This window comes from Furfurilactobacillus sp. WILCCON 0119 (assembly GCF_053471565.1).
Map to the genome: position 1 here is coordinate 153,465 of NZ_JBPCCV010000002.1, position 18,002 is coordinate 171,466.

18 protein-coding genes are annotated in these 18,002 nt (G+C 49.8%); 4 read left to right on the top strand and 14 right to left on the bottom strand.

Translation table 11 applies throughout. The annotated features are described in order from the left end of the window. Positions 1-26: 26 nt before the first annotated feature. The 4 genes from ACRYI5_RS04285 to murB all read right to left on the bottom strand — a co-directional run bounded on the left by ACRYI5_RS04285 (position 27) and on the right by murB (position 5,206). Positions 27-1,148 carry a CdaR family protein gene (locus ACRYI5_RS04285; protein ID WP_448224403.1) on the bottom strand — a complete coding sequence of 374 codons (1,122 nt, stop codon included), beginning with the start codon at positions 1,146-1,148 and terminating at the stop codon, positions 27-29. A 1-nt stretch (position 1,149) separates the two neighbouring features. Further along, positions 1,150-1,983 carry a diadenylate cyclase CdaA gene (gene cdaA / locus ACRYI5_RS04290; RefSeq protein WP_407879616.1) on the bottom strand — a complete coding sequence of 278 codons (834 nt, stop codon included), beginning with the start codon at positions 1,981-1,983 and terminating at the stop codon, positions 1,150-1,152. Between the two features lie 53 nt (positions 1,984-2,036). After that, positions 2,037-4,199: a cation:proton antiporter gene (locus ACRYI5_RS04295; RefSeq protein WP_448224404.1), complete on the bottom strand. Its 2,163-nt coding sequence runs from the start codon at positions 4,197-4,199 to the stop codon at positions 2,037-2,039. Between the two features lie 98 nt (positions 4,200-4,297). After that, on the bottom strand, positions 4,298-5,206 hold the full coding sequence (gene murB / locus ACRYI5_RS04300) for a UDP-N-acetylmuramate dehydrogenase (RefSeq protein WP_448224555.1): 909 nt from the start codon (positions 5,204-5,206) through the stop codon (positions 4,298-4,300). 163 nt (positions 5,207-5,369) lie between these two features. Here murB and ACRYI5_RS04305 point away from each other — a divergent pair, with 163 nt between their 5' ends. Both ACRYI5_RS04305 and ACRYI5_RS04310 read left to right on the top strand, forming a co-directional pair. After that, a complete protein-coding gene (locus ACRYI5_RS04305) occupies positions 5,370-6,131 on the top strand; it encodes an exodeoxyribonuclease III (protein WP_448224405.1) in 762 nt (253 codons plus the stop codon). A gap of 77 nt (positions 6,132-6,208) precedes the next feature. Further along, complete coding sequence (locus ACRYI5_RS04310; RefSeq protein WP_407879608.1) at positions 6,209-6,742, top strand: 3'-5' exonuclease; 534 nt, start codon at positions 6,209-6,211, stop codon at positions 6,740-6,742. A 113-nt stretch (positions 6,743-6,855) separates the two neighbouring features. Here the strand turns inward: ACRYI5_RS04310 and ACRYI5_RS04315 are convergent, their stop codons facing one another. From ACRYI5_RS04315 to ACRYI5_RS04330, 4 genes are all read right to left on the bottom strand, one after another. Then, the gene (locus ACRYI5_RS04315; protein ID WP_448224406.1) at positions 6,856-7,377 is read right to left on the bottom strand and encodes an N-acetyltransferase family protein; all 522 of its coding nucleotides are present in this window, start codon (positions 7,375-7,377) and stop codon (positions 6,856-6,858) included. Continuing rightward, complete coding sequence (gene tsaE / locus ACRYI5_RS04320) at positions 7,370-7,843, bottom strand: tRNA (adenosine(37)-N6)-threonylcarbamoyltransferase complex ATPase subunit type 1 TsaE (protein ID WP_448224407.1); 474 nt, start codon at positions 7,841-7,843, stop codon at positions 7,370-7,372. The genes ACRYI5_RS04315 and tsaE overlap by 8 nt, the downstream gene beginning before the upstream one ends. Positions 7,844-7,950: 107 nt before the next feature. Next, the gene (gene pta, locus ACRYI5_RS04325; protein ID WP_448224408.1) at positions 7,951-8,934 is read right to left on the bottom strand and encodes a phosphate acetyltransferase; all 984 of its coding nucleotides are present in this window, start codon (positions 8,932-8,934) and stop codon (positions 7,951-7,953) included. 34 nt (positions 8,935-8,968) lie between these two features. Beyond that, complete coding sequence (locus ACRYI5_RS04330; RefSeq protein ID WP_448224409.1) at positions 8,969-9,673, bottom strand: uracil-DNA glycosylase; 705 nt, start codon at positions 9,671-9,673, stop codon at positions 8,969-8,971. A gap of 164 nt (positions 9,674-9,837) precedes the next feature. On the opposite strand from ACRYI5_RS04330, the gene ACRYI5_RS04335 reads away from it, so the two are divergent. Next, positions 9,838-10,386, top strand: a complete 549-nt coding sequence (locus ACRYI5_RS04335; protein WP_407879598.1) for an LURP-one-related/scramblase family protein — start codon at positions 9,838-9,840, stop codon at positions 10,384-10,386. Positions 10,387-10,754: 368 nt separating this feature from the next. After that, positions 10,755-11,459 (top strand): aggregation-promoting factor, encoded by a 705-nt coding sequence (apf, locus tag ACRYI5_RS04340; protein WP_448224410.1) that lies wholly within the window; start codon positions 10,755-10,757, stop codon positions 11,457-11,459. Between the two features lie 141 nt (positions 11,460-11,600). Here the strand turns inward: apf and smpB are convergent, their stop codons facing one another. The 6 genes from smpB to ACRYI5_RS04370 all read right to left on the bottom strand — a co-directional run bounded on the left by smpB (position 11,601) and on the right by ACRYI5_RS04370 (position 17,974). Then, complete coding sequence (smpB, locus tag ACRYI5_RS04345) at positions 11,601-12,068, bottom strand: SsrA-binding protein SmpB (protein ID WP_448224411.1); 468 nt, start codon at positions 12,066-12,068, stop codon at positions 11,601-11,603. Positions 12,069-12,101: 33 nt separating this feature from the next. Further along, positions 12,102-14,492 (bottom strand): ribonuclease R, encoded by a 2,391-nt coding sequence (gene rnr / locus ACRYI5_RS04350; protein ID WP_448224412.1) that lies wholly within the window; start codon positions 14,490-14,492, stop codon positions 12,102-12,104. A 22-nt stretch (positions 14,493-14,514) separates the two neighbouring features. Beyond that, the gene (locus tag ACRYI5_RS04355) at positions 14,515-15,282 is read right to left on the bottom strand and encodes an alpha/beta hydrolase (protein ID WP_448224413.1); all 768 of its coding nucleotides are present in this window, start codon (positions 15,280-15,282) and stop codon (positions 14,515-14,517) included. Between the two features lie 137 nt (positions 15,283-15,419). Then, a complete protein-coding gene (secG, locus tag ACRYI5_RS04360) occupies positions 15,420-15,662 on the bottom strand; it encodes a preprotein translocase subunit SecG (RefSeq protein WP_407879588.1) in 243 nt (80 codons plus the stop codon). An 80-nt stretch (positions 15,663-15,742) separates the two neighbouring features. Further along, positions 15,743-17,299, bottom strand: coding sequence for a ClC family H(+)/Cl(-) exchange transporter (locus tag ACRYI5_RS04365; RefSeq protein ID WP_407879586.1), 1,557 nt, complete (start codon positions 17,297-17,299; stop codon positions 15,743-15,745). 12 nt (positions 17,300-17,311) lie between these two features. After that, complete coding sequence (locus ACRYI5_RS04370) at positions 17,312-17,974, bottom strand: TetR/AcrR family transcriptional regulator (RefSeq protein ID WP_448224414.1); 663 nt, start codon at positions 17,972-17,974, stop codon at positions 17,312-17,314. Positions 17,975-18,002: the final 28 nt, after the last annotated feature.

Genomic DNA, 18,002 nt, shown 5'->3' on the forward strand with positions numbered 1-18,002 from the left:
TTTAATTTCCTCATTTCATGTCGGCTTTAAGAGCCGTTATCGCTACTACTTGATGCAGCACTTGATTCGCTGGCGCTACTTGAAGTTGACGAACTGGTGCCAGCACTATCGCTGCTACTTACTGACGCTGCGCTGCTGGCGCTACTTGCGTTCGTCGACTCGCCGTCCGTCGACTCCGTCACGCGAATGGTCACGTCTGCCGTTGACACTGAGTAGCTCCGAATGCCACTTATGGTTGGTGCAAGCGTCACCTGTTGCTTCGTCGTTCCTAATGGTAACCCCGAAACGTCAACGCTGGCAACCACGCTATTTTTAAGCTTGCTAATGGCTGACTTCGTTCCGTATGCAATAAGGCTGTTTACATCACTCGTAATCGTGTAAGACCGCCCATCCGCCGCATTCTTTGGCTGGAAGTCAATTGACACTTTCTTTGAGCTTTCATCAGAATTGATCGGAATTTTTACCGTTGCCATGGCTGGTGTCATCACAACGTTAACCGTTCGACCCAGTGCATCTTGGGCCTCTAATTGAACGTTTTCATTAACATCCGTCGTACTACTCTTCGTCAGGTTAATTGGCGCCACCACCTGGCTGACCTGGTTCACTTCATCCGTAGCCCCGGTCACCTTGACCTTCGTCACCGATGTCGTTGGTGTCCCCAATTGGTACCCGCTGGCAAGATTACTTGCATCATACTTAACGTGCACCGGCATCGTGATCGTCTTCCGGTGAGCGATGATCACGTTGATCGACTTTGGCTCAATTTGGTAACTCAGTTCCTTATTCAGCCCTGTGGCCGTTAGTTTCACATTATGCTTACCAACGCCTAAGCCACTTAAATCCGCACTGATCGTAAAGTTTTGCGTATTTGTCGTTGCCGTCACCAGCGCTGCTGGTCCGGTCACCTTGACCTTCACGTTTTCAGGATAGCCCGTCACAAAGTACTTGTTTGAGTTAACGTTCACCTGAAGTGGCACAGAAACGGTCTTGGTCTTCGTTGATGTCAACGAGGACACCCGGCTAGTGGCCGAATTTTTTGTGTCATTACCGGTAAAACTGGTAACGTACGCCACCAATAAAATCGCCAACACTAGCGCTGTCAACCGGTAAAACCACCGACTGTTGAGGAAGCGATTGAATTTACTCATTTCATTCGCCCCCCTTGAAAACGTGGTTAATGAGGTCGATCAGCCAGTTGCTTCGATCGGGCTCTGCCACAATCAGTTGTTTACGCATGTACTTTAGGTAATCTTCGCGTGAAAGGTCCCGCATCATCTCATTATGACGTGTAAACATGACCTCCCCCGTTTCCTCAGAGACCACAATGGTTAACGCATCCGTCACCTCGCTGATCCCCACGGCCGCGCGGTGTCTAGTTCCCAGTTCCTTAGGAATCAGGTTACTGTCAGATAGCGGCAGGTACGCCGTTGCTGAGGCAATTCGATTGTTCTTAATGATCACAGCGCCATCATGCAGCGGCGTGTTCGGAATAAAAATATTAATGAGTAATTCACCGGTCACATCTGCATCCAGGTCAATCCCCGTTTCGATGTACTCCTCAAGCCCTGTTTCCATCTGAATGGAAATCAGCGCCCCAATTCGGCGTTTGCTCATGTACTGGATCGCCGTATCCAGTGCATCAATTAACTTTTCTTCATCATCAAAAGCCGTATGACCCCGCTGAATAAACGAACCACGGCCCAAGCGTTCGAGCCCCTGCCGAATTTCTGGTTGGAAAATAATCACGAGGGCAATAACCCCCCAGTTAATGATTTGATCCATCACCCATGAAACGGTATCAAGGCCCAGATACCAACTGGCAATTTTAATGACAATAATAACGATAATACCGCGAAACAGCATCACTGCCCGCGTCCCGCGAAGTAACATGATCAGTTCGTAAATGACGAACCAGATTACCAGCACATCCAATAACCGTGCGACGTTACCCCACGTTAACCAACTACTGGGATCAAATGTCATTGTCCATCCTCCTAAAGATCAATCAGTAGTAAGTATAGCAGATTTAACGGCCCTTAGTGCGGTGCCTCCGTTGGTAAGTCCTCACCCAGCATTAAAACATTTTCTGAGTAATTGACATACTGCCGCAAGTTCGCTGCCATTGCAAGATTGATCCGGTCTGCGTCCACAAGTTCCGTAATCGCCAGCCGTTCAGCGGCCAGTGCCCGGATCCGTAAGACCCGCAGGTTATCATCATAGTGGGCCCGGTGCGCCGGATTCCCCTTCACTGCTGGTTGGCGCCGCTCGATCCGGTACCGATAGTGGACAATGAGGTGATAAACGCTCTGCCGCTGCTGAGCATTTTTCTTACCGTTATGGGCCTTAAAGAACCGGGATAACTTACCAATTGCGGCTTTCGCCAATTCCGTTTGGATCAATACCCGCTGCGCCTCAAAGCCTGCCATATCATTCCCTGTTAATAGAATCCGTAGCCGGCGAAGCGCATGGCGCATCAACCGCCGGGCGGTGTGCCACGATGGCAACGGTTCGAAATGGTGAGCACGGTCAAGCTCCGTCAGTCGTCGCTGAATCTGTCGGCGGTAGTACCGGTAATTCCAGCCGCTCGTTTGGTGTTGTTGATGCAGTTCATGCAACCGGGCGAGTTCACCCTGTAACCCCAGCTGCCGAATCTTAATTTCAAATGCCACCATTTGTTGCACTTCAGTGGAAGGCCGTGTTCGCAACTGCAATTGCCGCACGATGTACTGGTAATCAAGAATCAAATCGTAAGCCGCCCGCTGATTATCCGCCCGCCGCAATGATTCGACGGTCCGCACCGCTGTTTTAGCAAGGTACATTTTGGCTTCATCACTTGTCATTAGTGGCGGTCGGGCCGTCGTGGTTGCCGGATCATCCTGCTCACTGTCAGCTACGTGCTCCTCTAAAACATCCAATTGACTCCCCCGGGTCAGCAGCAACACGTTTCGGCGGCTGATGATTGGTAATGCAATCGCTGCAACCACAAGGCTGACGATGATGACGCCTGCCGCAACAAAGAGGATGAGTGACCGTTCAGGAAACTTTGCGCCCCCGTTAATGGTCACCGGTAACGTCAAAACACCGGCTAATGTGATCGCCCCACGAACACCCGTCAACCCAGACACAATGGCCGTTTTAATGGTGACCGGTTCCGTTTTGGCTGAATGGTGGTGCCAGCGATTGTTTAACTCATCAAGCCGGGCATAAACATAGATCCAGAGTGACCGTAAAAGAAATAAAATTGCCCACACGACGATAACATAGGCCAGTGCCCGCCACGTCCCTGTTTGTGGATCGGCAATGGTCGCCTTCATTGCGGTGGGCAGTTCATCACCCAAAATAATGAACACGATTCCGTTGAGCACGTAAACCACGATGTCCCAGGTCCGCTCAGTCAGTAACTGTTGCTCTGGAACGTCCTCTGCAACCCGGTTCTCAGACACATGGACCAACACACCGGCGGTCACCACAGCGATGACACCAGACGCATGAACGGCCTCCGCACCAAGATAAACAATGAACGGGCTCATAAGGCGAAGCACCGTGTTAAAGACCGGATCTTTGATCCCCGACCGACTCCAAACCTCACGCAACATTTGCAGTAAGGTCATGCCGGCAAATCCAACCACTAGTCCCATCAGACTGGTGTATAAAAAGTCGCCCGCTGCGGACCACACCGAAAAGGCACCGGTAACAACGGCGGCAACGGCATACTTAAATCCGATCAACCCACTCGCGTCGTTGATTAAACTTTCACCACTCACTAAATGAATGATTGAGGAGGGCAATTCCACCTGCTCCGCAATGGACGTCACCGCCACCGGGTCCGTTGGCGATAAAATGGCCGCCAGCGCAAATCCGGCCGCTAATGGCAGGCCTGGAATAATCAGGTGAAAGAGCCAGCCACCCACAAGCGTCGTTAAAAACACGAGAATAACAGCGTTCGCTAAGATGGGGCCGCGTAACGTCCATAACTCCCGTTTGGGAAAACGTCGCCCATCATTAAACAGTAAGGGGGCAATAAATAATAGTAGAAACCAGTCTGTCTCTAACGGAATGGTGATGTGAAAAATAACGGACCATAAAAGCCCCATGGTGACCTGGATCAAACTAACCGGGATTGCCTCCAGGTAATGATCCAGGACGTTAGATAAGAGCACCAACACCACCAGGACAATCACCGCTTCAATAATGTTCATGGCATTCACATTCTTTCTTCATCAATTCTCTTACATCAATGATACAAAAAAACTGGCCGATCACCAATGACAAGGTGTTCCGCCAGCTACTTTTTTAATCACAATGTGTCTTCATCACCAATGATCCGAACTTCGGTCTCCAGGTGAACGCCAAACTTTTCAAAAACGGTCTCCTGCACGTGCGCGATAACGGCTAAGTAATCCGTTGCCGTTGCACCGCCAACGTTCACAATGAAGCCCGCATGCTTCGTGGACACCTGGGCGCCCCCACTCGTGTAGCCCTGTAACTGACTGTCCATGATGAGTTTCCCAGCGAAGTAGCCCGTTGGCCGTTTAAACACAGACCCACACGAAGGATACTCCAACGGTTGTTTAGCAGCCCGCCGACCGTTCAGATCATCCATCTGTGCGCGAATGGCTGCCTTATTACCAGCGGTCAGTTCAAAACTGGCACCCAAAACGATGTCACCAGTCTCCTGAACGTAGCTATGACGGTAGCCAAATGCCATCTCTGCCGCTGGGTACGTCTTAAATTCCCCATCACGGGTCAACACATCCACCGTCACGGCAACATCCTTGATTTCGCCACCATACGCGCCTGCGTTCATGAAAATGGCCCCCCCAACACTCCCAGGGATTCCGGCGGCAAATTCAAACCCCGTCAGGCCATGTTGGTACGCAACTTCGGTCGTTTCGATCAGTGCCGCCCCGGCATCCGCCTGAACGGTGGTTCCAGTCACCTGGATCTGCTTCATTTCCGTCAAAATGAGCACTAACCCCCGAATCCCACCATCACGGACAATGAGGTTGCTTGCATTACCAATCACCGTTAACGGCATGTCATGGTCGCGGGCAAATTCTACGAGTGCAGCCACTTCCGCACGTGTCTTGGGAAAGGCTAACCAGTCAGCTGGTCCGCCCGTCTTCGTGTTGGTGTAATGGCCCAGTGGCTCATTTTGCTTAACATCACTTTGTTCAAACGCCATCTGTAAATCTACTTGTTGCATCATGTCACCTGTTAATTTCTTCCATTATTAAACTTTTAGCATTGCAAATACCTTGTCATTCTACCACGAATTTGCCATTTGCCCCACCATGACTCTCTGATCAGTTTTCCAGCAAAAGTGTGCTAAACTCAACTTATCTTATAATGAAAGCTAGGCGGCACTCATGAACTTCATTTCGTGGAACGTTAATGGTCTTCGCGCCATTCTAAAAAAGGGCTTTGAACAGACGGTTTTAGCGCTGGCCCCCGATACCATTTGTATTCAAGAAACAAAGTTGCAGGCTGATCAGGCAACCGTTGCCCTTCCTGGTTATTACCAGTATTGGCATTATGCAGAACGGCCGGGCTACTCTGGCACCGCCATCTTTACAAAACACGAGCCATTGGCTGTTCATAATGGCCTTACCGCTCCAGAAGATGACACTGAGGGCCGGGTGATCACGCTAACGTACCCAGATTATTACCTTGTCACCTGTTACACACCAAATGCGGGTCAGGGTTTAAAACGCCTTGACTTTCGTGATGACTGGGATCAAAAATTTCGGTTGTACCTTCAAACACTTGCGGCGGAAAAACCGGTCATCATTTGCGGTGATCTAAACGTTGCCCACCATGAAATCGACTTGAAAAATCCCGCCAGAAACCATGAAACGGCTGGCTTCACGGATACTGAACGAAAGAACTTCACGAACCTCCTCACCGCAGGCTTTACGGACAGTTTCCGGCACTTTTATCCAGACGCCACGGGACAGTACTCATGGTGGAGCTACCGGTTCCATGCACGGCAAACAAACGCCGGTTGGCGGATTGACTACTTTTTAGTCTCCACGTCATTTGTGGATCACCTCACTGACGCCACCATTTTAGACACCGTCATGGGTTCGGACCATTGCCCCGTGCAACTCACCACCACACCACTTCATTAGCACAGGCGCCACCACTTTACAGTGCCGCTTGAACCCGTTACACTAGCGACATCATTATTTATTGGAGGATCACCGTCATGAACTTTGTTGCAATGGACTTTGAAACGGCCAGCGCGCAACGCTACAGTGCGTGTTCGTTGGCTTTGACTGTTGTTCGCGACGATCAGGTCGTGGATGAATTTTACACGCTCATCAAACCAGATGTTCCGTTTTCTTGGCGGAACACCCAGATTCACGGCATTCACACCAGCGATGTGGCAAACGCACCAACGTTTCCCGAAATTTGGCCCCACATTAACCAGTTTTATACAAATGACCAACTGGTTGTTGCCCACAACGCACCGTTTGATAACGGTGTTCTGAAAAGCACGCTTAGCCACTATGAATTGGCCCCCGTGCACTACCTCACACTGGACACGGTCAAAACAAGCCGCCAGTTTTTCCCTGATTTTCCGAATCACAAACTAAACACGGTGAGTGACGCCCTCCACATTGACTTGGAACACCACCACAATGCGTTGGATGATAGTCTTGCCTGTGCGAACATTTTGATTTACCAAAATCAGCAATTTGGGGCCGCTGCCTTAAAACCATTTGTTAAACTAGCTTAATCCGTGATTTATTCTGCTCAGCACACCTAAAAACGACGCCGTTTCCCAAACTTTCTTGGACAACAGCGTCGTTTTTTTCGATTATTCTCTTATCACTGTGATATCGCAGTGATTTATTCGTGATCCAGATGGTGTACGATTAACGTCATCTCTTGAGCTGGCACCTCATCGCCAACGGCATTCTTCACCGTCATTGAGTTTGTGACCTTGAAGCCAAGGTTACGGTACAACCGTTTGGCATAGGTATTCTCAAGCTGGACCGTTAATACAATGTGGGTCAACTCACTGGCTGTTTTAGCCCAGTAGAGCATTTCTTCCATCAGCGCAGAGCCAAGACCCTCATTCCAGTAATCCTTTAACACCGCCACCCCAATTTCAGCGACAGCGTTATCCTTAGCAATGATGCTGCCAATCCCAATCAGCTGACCACCATAATCGGCAACCATTAAATGATTGATGGTGGAGTTTGAAATGGCCGTTAACTGGGCTGCTTCTTCTGTCTCCGTCAATTCGGCGAGGCGTTCATCCGCCGTAAACGTTGTCGATTCCTTTTGTAGTGCTGCTAATAATGACAATACGGTGGCGGCGTCTGCCACCGTCACCGGACGAATATCAACCGTTGCTTCATCACTCATGCGCTTCATCCCCCATTTGCTGTAGAACTTGATCGTAGTGAGCACCGTGCGCCTCAAGCTGAAGCGTCCGACGATCGATGTTTTCTTCATCCCTGGTCATGTGGATCATTAGGTAGGTTTCAGGTAGTTCACTGGCCACAAACTGTGACCACTCCACTACGCTAATCCCATCGCCATTAAAATATTCATCAAGGCCAAGCTCATCACCGCCGCCCTGTTCTAACCGGTAGACGTCCATGTGGTACAACGGGAGCCGACCGTCCTGGTATTCACGAATAATGGTAAACGTTGGGCTCTTAACGTGCCGCTTAATGCCTAATCCAGTAGCGAGCCCCTTCGTCAACGTCGTTTTCCCTGCGCCCAGGTCACCGTCCAAAAGAATGACATCGCCAGCGCTCAATAATGGGGCCAACTGGGCACCAACAGCCTGCGTCGCTTCATCCGTCGTTGTTGTAATGGTTAACATCCTGTCACCTCACATTCATTTTGGGTTTAAGACAAGAAATCGCCACCCCAGTCAGGCGTTTGCCCCGGCTATGGAATCGCGATTACGTGTGTCCTTTACATCATTAATTAATCAACCGTGAGCGACTGTGCGGCCGTGATGATGGCAACCTTGTACACATCCTCTTCGTCACACCCACGGGATAAGTCAGAAACTGGTTTATTTAACCCTTGCAAAATGGGGCCAATGGCTTCAAAGCCACCAAACCGTTGCGCAATCTTGTAGCCAATGTTTCCAGACTGTAATTCAGGGAAGACAAAGACCGTTGCATGGCCCGCCACGTTTGACCCCGGCGCTTTTGACGCACCAACACTTGGCACGAAGGCGGCGTCAAATTGTAACTCACCATCAAGGGCTAAATCAGGTGCCTGCTCGTTAGCTAACTTAGTGGCTTCCTGAACCTTTGTCACCATCTCGCCCTTGGCTGATCCCTTTGTGGAGAAGCTCAGCATGGCAACCTTTGGATCAATGTCAAAGACCTTAGCGGTGTGTGCAGATTCAATGGCAACCTCTGCCATGCCGGCTGCATCCAGTTCAATGTTGATGGCACAGTCAGCAAAGATGTAGCGTTCGTCACCCTTTTGCATCACAAACGCACCGGAAATCCGTTTAACACCTGGCTTTGTCTTGATGATCTGAAGGGCTGGGCGAACCGTGTCACCAGTTGGGTGCACGGCGCCTGACACCATGCCGTCAGCTTGATCCATGTACACCAGCATTGTCCCAAAGTAGTTCACGTCTTTAAGCCATTCGGCCAGTTGTTCACGGGTATTCTTCCCGCCCCGACGTTCTTCTAAGGCGTCCAACATGTCCTTTTGCTTATCTGCTGGGTATGTGGCTGGGTCCAATAACAGCAATGAACTGGCATCGAAGTGATTGTCTTCAACCGTCTGTTCAATGGCAGCTGTGTCCCCCAAAACGATTGGGTTCACTAGCCCTTCCTTAGCGAGGCGAATGGCCGCCCCAAGAATCCGTGGGTCTTCCCCTTCAGGAAAGACGATTGTTTTATTCTGACCACCAATTTTATCCTTTAAGCTATCAAACAAATCCATGTGTTGTTCCTCCAATTATCATCAATGTTGTCACTTACACGTTTTGAAGATCAGCCAACGAGGCCGTCGCTGGTAGTTGCCAGTTGATGGGCGTTTCACCCATCGCAATGAGGGCCTCGTTAGTTTTGGAAAATGGTTTAGAACCAAAGAAACCACGATACGCAGACAACGGACTGGGATGTGCTGACTGCAACACAATGTTCTTATGCGTATCAATTAACTTAATCTTATCACGAGCAGCCCGACCCCATAAAATAAAGACCACCGGCTCTTCACGTTCAGATAGTTTTCGAATTGCAGTATCCGTTAACTGCTCCCACCCGTGATGGGCGTGAGAAAACGCCTGCCCGTCGCGAACCGTCAGCACAGAATTCAGTAACAGAACGCCCTGATCAGCCCACGCCTTTAAGAAACCATGATTCACTGGAGCGATTCCCAAATCATCATTCAGTTCCTTATAGATGTTAACGAGTGACGGTGGCACCGGGACACCGGGCATCACGGCAAAACTTAACCCGCACGCCTGGTGAGGCCCGTGGTACGGATCTTGCCCCAAGATAACGACCTTGACGTCTTTAAACGGTGTCCAGTCAAACGCCGCAAAGATATGGTGCATTTCTGGATAGATGGTTTGCGTTTGGTACTCTTGCTTCAAAAAATTGTGTAACTCCTGATAGTACGCCTGTTCAAATTCAGGTTCCAAGACGGACCACCAGTCATTATGAATAAACGGTTTCATTCGCTCCACCTCAACGATTATTGTAGCAGACCTCCCCGATAAAATAAATTCACACTTCATTATATATAGAAAGAATCACTTTGACCGTGACCCATCCGCTCCCCGTGTTACAATGTGGCCAGAGTCATTTTGTTATAACCGTCATTTTGGGGGAGTTAACCATCATGCGACAACTATACATTCGTCAAACACCAGGTTTACTTAACGGCATTCGCCCCGTTCTTTCCGCTGATCATGAAACGCTCTACCTGCTTTCCGGTCAGTTTGGTTGGTCACGTGCGCAAATGTCAGCGTCAACACCAACCGGCGCGGTCCTTGCAGAAGCAAAGCAACTTTCTTTAGGCATCATGCCAAAGTTTGCACTTTACTATAATGGAAAAGAAGTTGGTGCCGTGGTTCGATCAATCGGCTTTTGGCGCGAGGTTGTGTACATTCGCGGCCTGAATTGGGTGGTCATGGGTAACCTGGCATCCGGTAAATATAAGATTTATCACGGCACTCACGTCGTTGCCAGCATGCGCCCGGTAACTGGTGACGACGGCGCCTACGATCAGCTAAGCGTGAACAACCACTCTGCTGAACCGGTTTGTCTGCTGATTGCTGCGATTATGAATCGCTGGGCAAACCAACACGCTCGCCGTCTGACCCATAATCGCAACCTTCGCTTAGCAAGGGAACCCAAAGCCCTTCGACCCGAATATCGAGAAAAATAACCCGCATTGCCACGTCACACATCACTGTGTGGCGTTTTTTTGCCCAAAAATCGGTATGCCAACCGACTTTTTCAGAAAAAACACCTGTTTTATAGGGCATCCTAAAATTCAATTATCGGCAATGATAGCCCTTTCAGAGCAATTATAACGGTTACATATTACAAAATATTTCAAAATCCGCGTTTTATGACAAACTTCCCCGTTTTTGTAATGTCGTCGGTATTTGTATGTTATTTGAACACTGTATAGTAAGCATCGTTGTTTGAGAGAACAACACCCCCAGCCACGAATCCTCGTGAGGGGGATGCCAAGCGCATCGCCACCTTTAGCTGCGATGCCACACAATATATAGGAGTGTAACTTTCTACATGAAAATCAAACAACTTTTATTATCAACTGTTAGTGCCGGTGCTTTACTTGCTGTCGGTACAATCGCTGCCAACGCTGACACAAATGTTACCGTTAAGAGCGGCGACACAGTTTCAGAATTGGCACAAGCAAACAACACAACAATCGATGCCATCGTGAGCGCTAACGCTTTGACTAATGGTGGTAACTTAATCTACGTCGGTCAAACATTAACGTTACCTGACGGAACTTCAACAGCAACTGCTTCACAGGCACCTGTCCAAGCATCTGTTGCTAGCCAAGCCCCTGCTTCACAAGCAACTTCTGTTGTTGCTTCTCAAGCTTCCGTTGCTTCACAGGCACCTGCTGCCTCACAAGCACCCGTTGTTGTTAGCCAGGCCGCTTCTCAAGCCCCTGTTGCTAGCCAAGCCCCTGCCCAAACTGTAACGACACAAGCCGTTACGACAACGAGCTCAGCTTCAACAACCACTGTTAGCTCATCTTCAGATGACGCTGCTAAGGCGTACATCGCTGCTGGTGAATCTGGTGGTTCATACACCGCAACTAACGGTCAGTACATTGGTAAATACCAATTAAGTGCTGACAAGTTAAACGGTGACTACTCTGCCGCTAACCAAGAAGCTGTTGCATCACAATACGCCATCGCCCGTTACGGTTCATGGTCAGCTGCTGCTTCATACTGGGCAGCACATCACGCATGGTAATCTAAACCATTAAATCAAAAAGCCGTCCTTCGAGTGGTGTCGTTGGATGGCTTTTTTTGTGGGTAAATTGATTGCAAGATGAATAAAAGGGCCATTGATGGATAATCCATCAATGGCCCTTTTATGATTTCATCGATTACGTTAACGTCGTGCCAACTCGCGATCAATTTCACGCTGTTGATCACGTTTCTTCAGGGCTTCACGTTTATCATACGCGTGTTTCCCCTGGGCAACACCAATCAAGACTTTAGCAAAGCCATGCTTGATATAAACCTTCAGTGGGACGATTGTCATCCCCTTTTGGGCCGTTGCCGCCAAAAGCTTGCCGATTTCCTTCTTGTGCAGTAATAACCGCCGTGTCCGTAACGGATCATGGTTAAACCGGTTCCCCTGCGTAAATTCGGCAATATTGACATTCATCAGGTACGCTTGACCATTTTTAATTGAAACAAAGCCGTCACCAATCGTGATGCGTGCCGCCCGTACGGACTTAATTTCCGTACCAGTCAGCTCGATTCCAGCTTCGTAGGTTTCAAGAATTGAATAGTCATGACGTGCCTTCCGGTTATTAGCTAACGCATCGTTTGTCGCTGGCTTCTTTTTGACCATCTTCACGCCTCCACGAATAACGTTATTAAACGGTTACTTGTGATTTTGATTTGAATGAACGGTTGGCTTACCACCACGGCCCGCACGGTTCCGGTTGCTTTGGTAGTGGTTCGTCTTCTTGTCGCCGTTTTTATCATCACGACGCGCGTTGTTATGGAAGTTCCGGTTCCCGTGTCCATTCCGGTTACCACCGCCATTACCATTCCGCCGGTTGCCACCGTTACCACGGTTCTCATGTGGGACCCGGATATCTGTCGTAGGTGCTGATTGTGGATCAACAATCGTAAAGTCCACCGCAGCAGCGTTTTTATCGACCTTTTCCAGGTGAACCTTAATTGGTTGCCCAATTTGGAAGATGTGGTGGTGCCGATCCCCAATCAATGCCAGATGACTTTCATCAAAGCTATAGTAGTCATCCTTCATGTTAGAAATATGAACCAGTCCTTCAACCGTGTTTGGCAGTTCCACGAACATCCCAAACTTCAGCACAGAACTGACCACGGCATCAAAGTCCTCACCGACACGATCGGCCATGTATTCAGCCTTCTTCATGTCATCAGTGGCCCGTTCCGTGTCAATTGAGCGCCGTTCACGTTCCGACGTATCCTTTGCAATCTGTGGTAATTCTGCGGCGTACTTCGCCTTCGCGTCATCACCCGTTCCCTGCGCACCGTACCACCGAATCATCCGGTGAACCATGTCATCTGGGTACCGCCGAATTGGTGACGTAAAGTGCGTGTAGTACTCTGCCCCCAACCCAAAGTGTCCCAACGGTTCGTCTGAATACTTCGCCTGTTTCATGGACCGGAGCATCATGGTTTGCACCATTTGTTCTTCCGGTGTCCCAGCGACTTCTTTCAAGACCGTCTGTAACATCTTTGGCTTCAAGTTGTTCGGGTCACCCTTAACGGTAATTCCGAAGACGCTCAAAAGGTCAAAGAACTTCTTAACGCGATCACCATCTGGTGTTTCGTGCACCCGGTAAAGGAATGGCACGTGCAAACGGTCAAAGTGTTCTGCCACAGTTTCGTTAGCAGCCAGCATGAACGATTCAATCATCCGTTCTGCCAGGCCCCGTTCGCGCAGTTCGATGTCCGTTGGGTGACCATTTTCATCCACAATGATCTTTGCTTCTGGTGCGTCAAAATCAATGGCCCCACGTTGGTGCCGCTTCTTGGTCAAGATCCGGTGAAGCGCACCCATGTCTTCAAACATCCCAACAAGGTCATCGTAACGTTCCATTGTCTTCGCATCATGGGCTTCCAAAATCTTGTTAACCGCCTTGTACGTCATCCGTGCGTGACTCCGCATCACACTTGGGTACAGTTCGTGGCTCACAATTTTACCCGTTTCATCAATTTCCATATCACAGGTCATTGATAAACGTTCGACCCCTTCATTCAGGGAACAAATCCCGTTTGAAAGGCGCTTTGGCAACATTGGAATGACCCGATCCGTCAGGTACACGGAGGTGCCCCGCTTGTAAGCCTCTTTATCTAAGGCTGAGCCTTCCTTCACGTAATAACTCACGTCCGCGATGGAAACGCCAAGGCGGTAATGCCCGTTAGGTAGTTTTTCAACGACAACGGCATCATCCAAGTCTTTACTTTCAATGCTATCAATGGTGACCAGTGGTTGGTCCGTAATGTCCACACGACCAGCACGGTCAGCGTCCTGCACCGTATCAGGAATCGCATTGGCTTCATCCATAACTTCCTGAGGAAATTCGGATGGGACATCATGTGCGTACACGATTTGAAGGATGTCGATCCCAGGTTCATCAGCATTCCCAATGACCTTCGTTGCCAGTCCGCTCAATAATTGCGGATTTTGATCCGTTGGGTAGGCCGTCACATCAGCGGTTACGACGTCGCCATCAACCGGCGTGATCCCACCGTCAAGCACATCAAACGTGTAACTCCCGAGCTTCTTATCCTTTAACAGGACTTCCCCAATGACGGTTGGTAACTTTGCGTCACGTTTTGACCGAAATTCACCCACAACTTGGGTATAGTGCCGGTCAACGATCTTCGTGACTTCACCTTCAGGGCCACGGTCTGAGCCCTTTGCTGCTGGCCGTAACACCTTGATTTCCACCGTGTCACCGGTCATGGCGTGCTTGGTGTGGTCTGAGTTGATGTAGGCGTCTGGTTGGTCATCAGCGTAGCCGACAAAACCAAAGCCCTTATCGTTCCCATGGAACATCCCAGAAAGTGGGCCATCCGTAGTCACGGCCGTCCACTTGCCGCCCTCTGTGACGCTGACTTTACCAGTGCGTTCTAGACCAGCGAGTGCCTGCACCGTCAGGGTGAATTCTGCTTCCGTTTGATTCAGGGCGGCGCCAATTTCAGCCGCCGTAAACGCGTCACCATGGTGGGCGTTTAATTGTGTCATGATTTGTTCTTGTAAATTACTATCTGCCATAATTACCTCAATTTAATTGTTATTAATGACTAAAAATATCCTGTAAGTAGGTTAAAACATCCGCTTGTAACGCCTTGTGGGCTGAATTAACGGTCAAAACGTGGCCCGCCTGTGCGTATTCATGGTAGTCAACGGTAACGTTCACCTCATGAAGCGCCTGTGCAAACGTGGGACCACAGGCTGGGTCAATCATTTCATCGCCCGTTCCCTGCGCCACAAACACAGGCTGTGTAATGGTTCCCAAGTTAGGAACGACCTCATTTTTAACAAACGTTTCAAGTGTCCGAAGCTGAGTCGGCTCATGTTCTGCCAACCATGCTAACCGGGTCTGTTGCTCCGATGAACTTAACGTTGTCCGTGCATACACCTGTTTGCTCAGGGTCAAAAAGCTGGCGGGCACGTTTGTCGGCCCAACCTGAACCACCGGTGAGGCAAACGTGCCGCCACCAACAAGGTCTGCGTCTAACTCCAATAACCGTGTGGCAAACAGCCCACCCATGGACAGGCCAAACACCGCGATCTGGTGGTAGCCCCGATCACGGAGATCCGCCACCGCCCGTTGTGCATCGGCTAACCACGCACTCGGAGTGCCTGCTGTAACAACGTCACGGGGATCCAGGGTGCCGTGACCAGTAAAGATGGGCGCGGCCACCGTGTAACCAGCCCGCGCCAACCCGCGACCAATCATGCCCATATCATTGCTGCTTCCTGAATAGGCGTGGAGTAACACTACCGCCTGTGGGCCAGCTTCAATGAACAGTGGTTCTGGCCGACGAAAATGAACCGTCATGTACGCATTCCTCCTTCAAGGCATCAAAAAAGGCTGGGTTAACCGCCCAGCCTACCGTCCATGAATGCACGCCACAAAAAGATCACGCACAAACAGGCCGTCATCACGAAATGGTGTTAGTGGTCACAAAAAGCAACCTACTTGTGTGCGTACAAGTAAACTAACGCCAAAGCAATTCCGAAAAACAGGATTCCCAAAACAACGGTGACCCGTTGCATGAACCCTTCGAAACCACGTGACTTCTGTTGAGCAAATAAGTCGTTTGCACCGCCCCCGGATAAAGCCCCCAGGGCATCATCCGTTTTTGTGGGTTGCATCATGACTGCAATAATAATAATGATTGCGATAACAACCAGTGCAGTTAACAAGAAATTGTACAAAACGGTTCCTCCCATTCAAAACGTGCGGTTTGTCTAAATAAACTTACCATAATTTACTTGAAATTACCAGTTTTTGACGGCTAATCCTCTGCTCGCGGACTAGTCTGTTCCGCTAGTTTTAAGATTGCATCATGGATAAACGCCCGGTTCTCATGTTGTGTTGTGATCACCAGTGTATCACCCGCACGAACAATGGTATCACCATGGGGAATCAACGTGCCTTCACCACGCCGAATCCCAATTAATAACGCGTTTGCCGGCCACGCGATCTCACGAACCTCATGATCAACCAGTGCTGTTCCAGCAAAAACAGGAACTTCCAGCCGGTCAGGTGCCCCGGTTGGTCTTTCAACACTTGGCGCCAATAAATTATGTAACAGTGATTCATAGATGGGCGCCCCACCACAAACATCGACCGTAATGTACGCCACCAAACAGACAACCGCTAATGGCATCAAATGTTTAAGGGAACCCACCATTTCCGTAATGAGCAGGATGGCCGTAAAGGGTGCCTTCCCGATTCCCGCAAAATACCCCGCCATGGCAACGATAATCAGGTTCACAAGGTAACCTTGTGGCAGGATTCCCCAGTTGATCAGGACCTGGCCGTACACCGCCCCAATAATGGCCCCCAACGTTAAAATTGGGAGAAAGATGCCCCCGGGCACACCGGACCCATACGCAACCATTGAAAAAATAAAACGAACGGTAAAGAGGGCCAACAGTAATGCCACACTCTGGCGCGACTGGGCAAGGTTAAGAATGACGGCGTTTCCGCCACCCAGGACACTAGCCCACCACCACCCAATCGGCACTGTTAGTAACAGGGCGATCACCCCGTCAAATGACCGTGGGGCGCGCAACATTGCGTACCATTTTGGCAGCCGCAACAGCACGGCTTGATACACCCGGCCAAGGAGGCCGAGCACAACACCCAAGCCCACCAACACCCAGTAGTCATGTAGTGGTAATGCTTGTGCGTAAGCCATGTGCAAGACCGGCACCTGACCAAAAACAAGCAATGAAACAAAGTTAGCCACAACCGCGCTAGTCAGTGACGTTAACCACACCAGCGGTGAAAAGTTATGATAAATTTCTTCCAAGACAAACAGCGTGCTCGCAATCGGCGCATTAAACGCGGCGGCTAAACCCGCGGCGGCACCGCTTGCCAATGCGACCCGTTGATCGGCTGCACTATTACCACGAAGCGTCGCGTAGCCCTGACCCACAGTAGCGCCAAGCTGAATGGACGGTCCCTCTCGTCCCAACATCATTCCGGAACCAATCGCCAAGAGACCCCCAACAAACTTTTTCCACAACGTCGGCCACCATGGTGCATGATACTCACCCGTTAGTTGCCCCTCAACCTGGGGAATCCCGGAGCCACTGATTTGCGGGCTCGTTTTTACCAGCCACGCAATTGCGCCACCCAAAAGGATCATCCCCACGATCCACGGAACTAATAACCATGGCTGCTGGTGCATCAGTCCGTAGCTTGCTTTGACCAAGCGGAGACTTTGTTCAATTCCAAACCGAAAGGCACTGACCACGACCCCCGTCAGCAACCCGACCATAATTCCCGTAATCACCGTTTTGACCCGTGTGGCATCCAGAACAGGCCCTTTTCGTTCACTCATCGCTATCGCCCCCTATAAAAACGTTCGCTGGTACTCATTAACAAAGTATTCAATGATCAACCGAACCGGCTGGTCATCAATAACTGCTAACTGTTCCGGCTGTAATAATTGTACTTTTTTCATTTCGTAGTACGTCATGAGCGCACCTGTTAACGTGATGTCATGACGCAGAAGAAATTGTTGATCGAGCAATGCACGGATCATCGTTTGGTCTTGCAGTAACAGTACGTCCCAATTGTAGTCACGGAACAGCCCCCGTGTCACCCCCGTTTGGTAATAAAACACGGCCTGTTGTTGCTGCGCTGCCAACACATCCTGTAAATTACGCGTTAATGCTTCATCTGCCTGGTGAAGATCCGCCAAAAACACCGGTGACACCGTCCGTGCAATCGTCAGCGACTGGTCAAATAAAAGCTGAAACTGACGGAAAAAATTGGCGTCATCGCCATCAAGTTTCGGCAAATCAAAGTCATTGATGTACGTTTGGTACACGTCAACGACCGCTTTGATCACCGCTTCCTTGGACGAAAAGTACTTATACGCTGTCCGTCGCGAAACCCCCATAATGGTGATCAGCTGGTTCATGGTCAATTGTTGAAAGCCATCCCTAGCAACAACGGTCATGACCCGTTCTAGCAAGGCTCGTTGTTTAGCCGCTTCTCGTTTTGTTAACATATTTACGCCCCCTCATCACGCTTATTCA

Coding starts and splice junctions, on each gene's coding strand:
- rnr (WP_448224412.1), bottom strand. CDS start 14,492: ATGGCAGATAGTAATTTACAAGAACAAATCATGACACAATTAAACGCC.
- ACRYI5_RS04365 (WP_407879586.1), bottom strand. CDS start 17,299: ATGAGTGAACGAAAAGGGCCTGTTCTGGATGCCACACGGGTCAAAACG.
- tsaE (WP_448224407.1), bottom strand. CDS start 7,843: ATGTTAACCATTACAACAACGACGGATGAAGCGACGCAGGCTGTTGGT.
- apf (WP_448224410.1), top strand. CDS start 10,755: ATGAAAATCAAACAACTTTTATTATCAACTGTTAGTGCCGGTGCTTTA.
- smpB (WP_448224411.1), bottom strand. CDS start 12,068: ATGGTCAAAAAGAAGCCAGCGACAAACGATGCGTTAGCTAATAACCGG.
- ACRYI5_RS04285 (WP_448224403.1), bottom strand. CDS start 1,148: ATGAGTAAATTCAATCGCTTCCTCAACAGTCGGTGGTTTTACCGGTTG.
- ACRYI5_RS04315 (WP_448224406.1), bottom strand. CDS start 7,377: ATGAGTGATGAAGCAACGGTTGATATTCGTCCGGTGACGGTGGCAGAC.
- cdaA (WP_407879616.1), bottom strand. CDS start 1,983: ATGACATTTGATCCCAGTAGTTGGTTAACGTGGGGTAACGTCGCACGG.
- ACRYI5_RS04295 (WP_448224404.1), bottom strand. CDS start 4,199: ATGAACATTATTGAAGCGGTGATTGTCCTGGTGGTGTTGGTGCTCTTA.
- murB (WP_448224555.1), bottom strand. CDS start 5,206: ATGCAACAAGTAGATTTACAGATGGCGTTTGAACAAAGTGATGTTAAG.
- ACRYI5_RS04310 (WP_407879608.1), top strand. CDS start 6,209: ATGAACTTTGTTGCAATGGACTTTGAAACGGCCAGCGCGCAACGCTAC.
- ACRYI5_RS04370 (WP_448224414.1), bottom strand. CDS start 17,974: ATGTTAACAAAACGAGAAGCGGCTAAACAACGAGCCTTGCTAGAACGG.
- pta (WP_448224408.1), bottom strand. CDS start 8,934: ATGGATTTGTTTGATAGCTTAAAGGATAAAATTGGTGGTCAGAATAAA.
- ACRYI5_RS04355 (WP_448224413.1), bottom strand. CDS start 15,282: ATGACGGTTCATTTTCGTCGGCCAGAACCACTGTTCATTGAAGCTGGC.
- ACRYI5_RS04330 (WP_448224409.1), bottom strand. CDS start 9,673: ATGAAACCGTTTATTCATAATGACTGGTGGTCCGTCTTGGAACCTGAA.
- ACRYI5_RS04335 (WP_407879598.1), top strand. CDS start 9,838: ATGCGACAACTATACATTCGTCAAACACCAGGTTTACTTAACGGCATT.
- ACRYI5_RS04305 (WP_448224405.1), top strand. CDS start 5,370: ATGAACTTCATTTCGTGGAACGTTAATGGTCTTCGCGCCATTCTAAAA.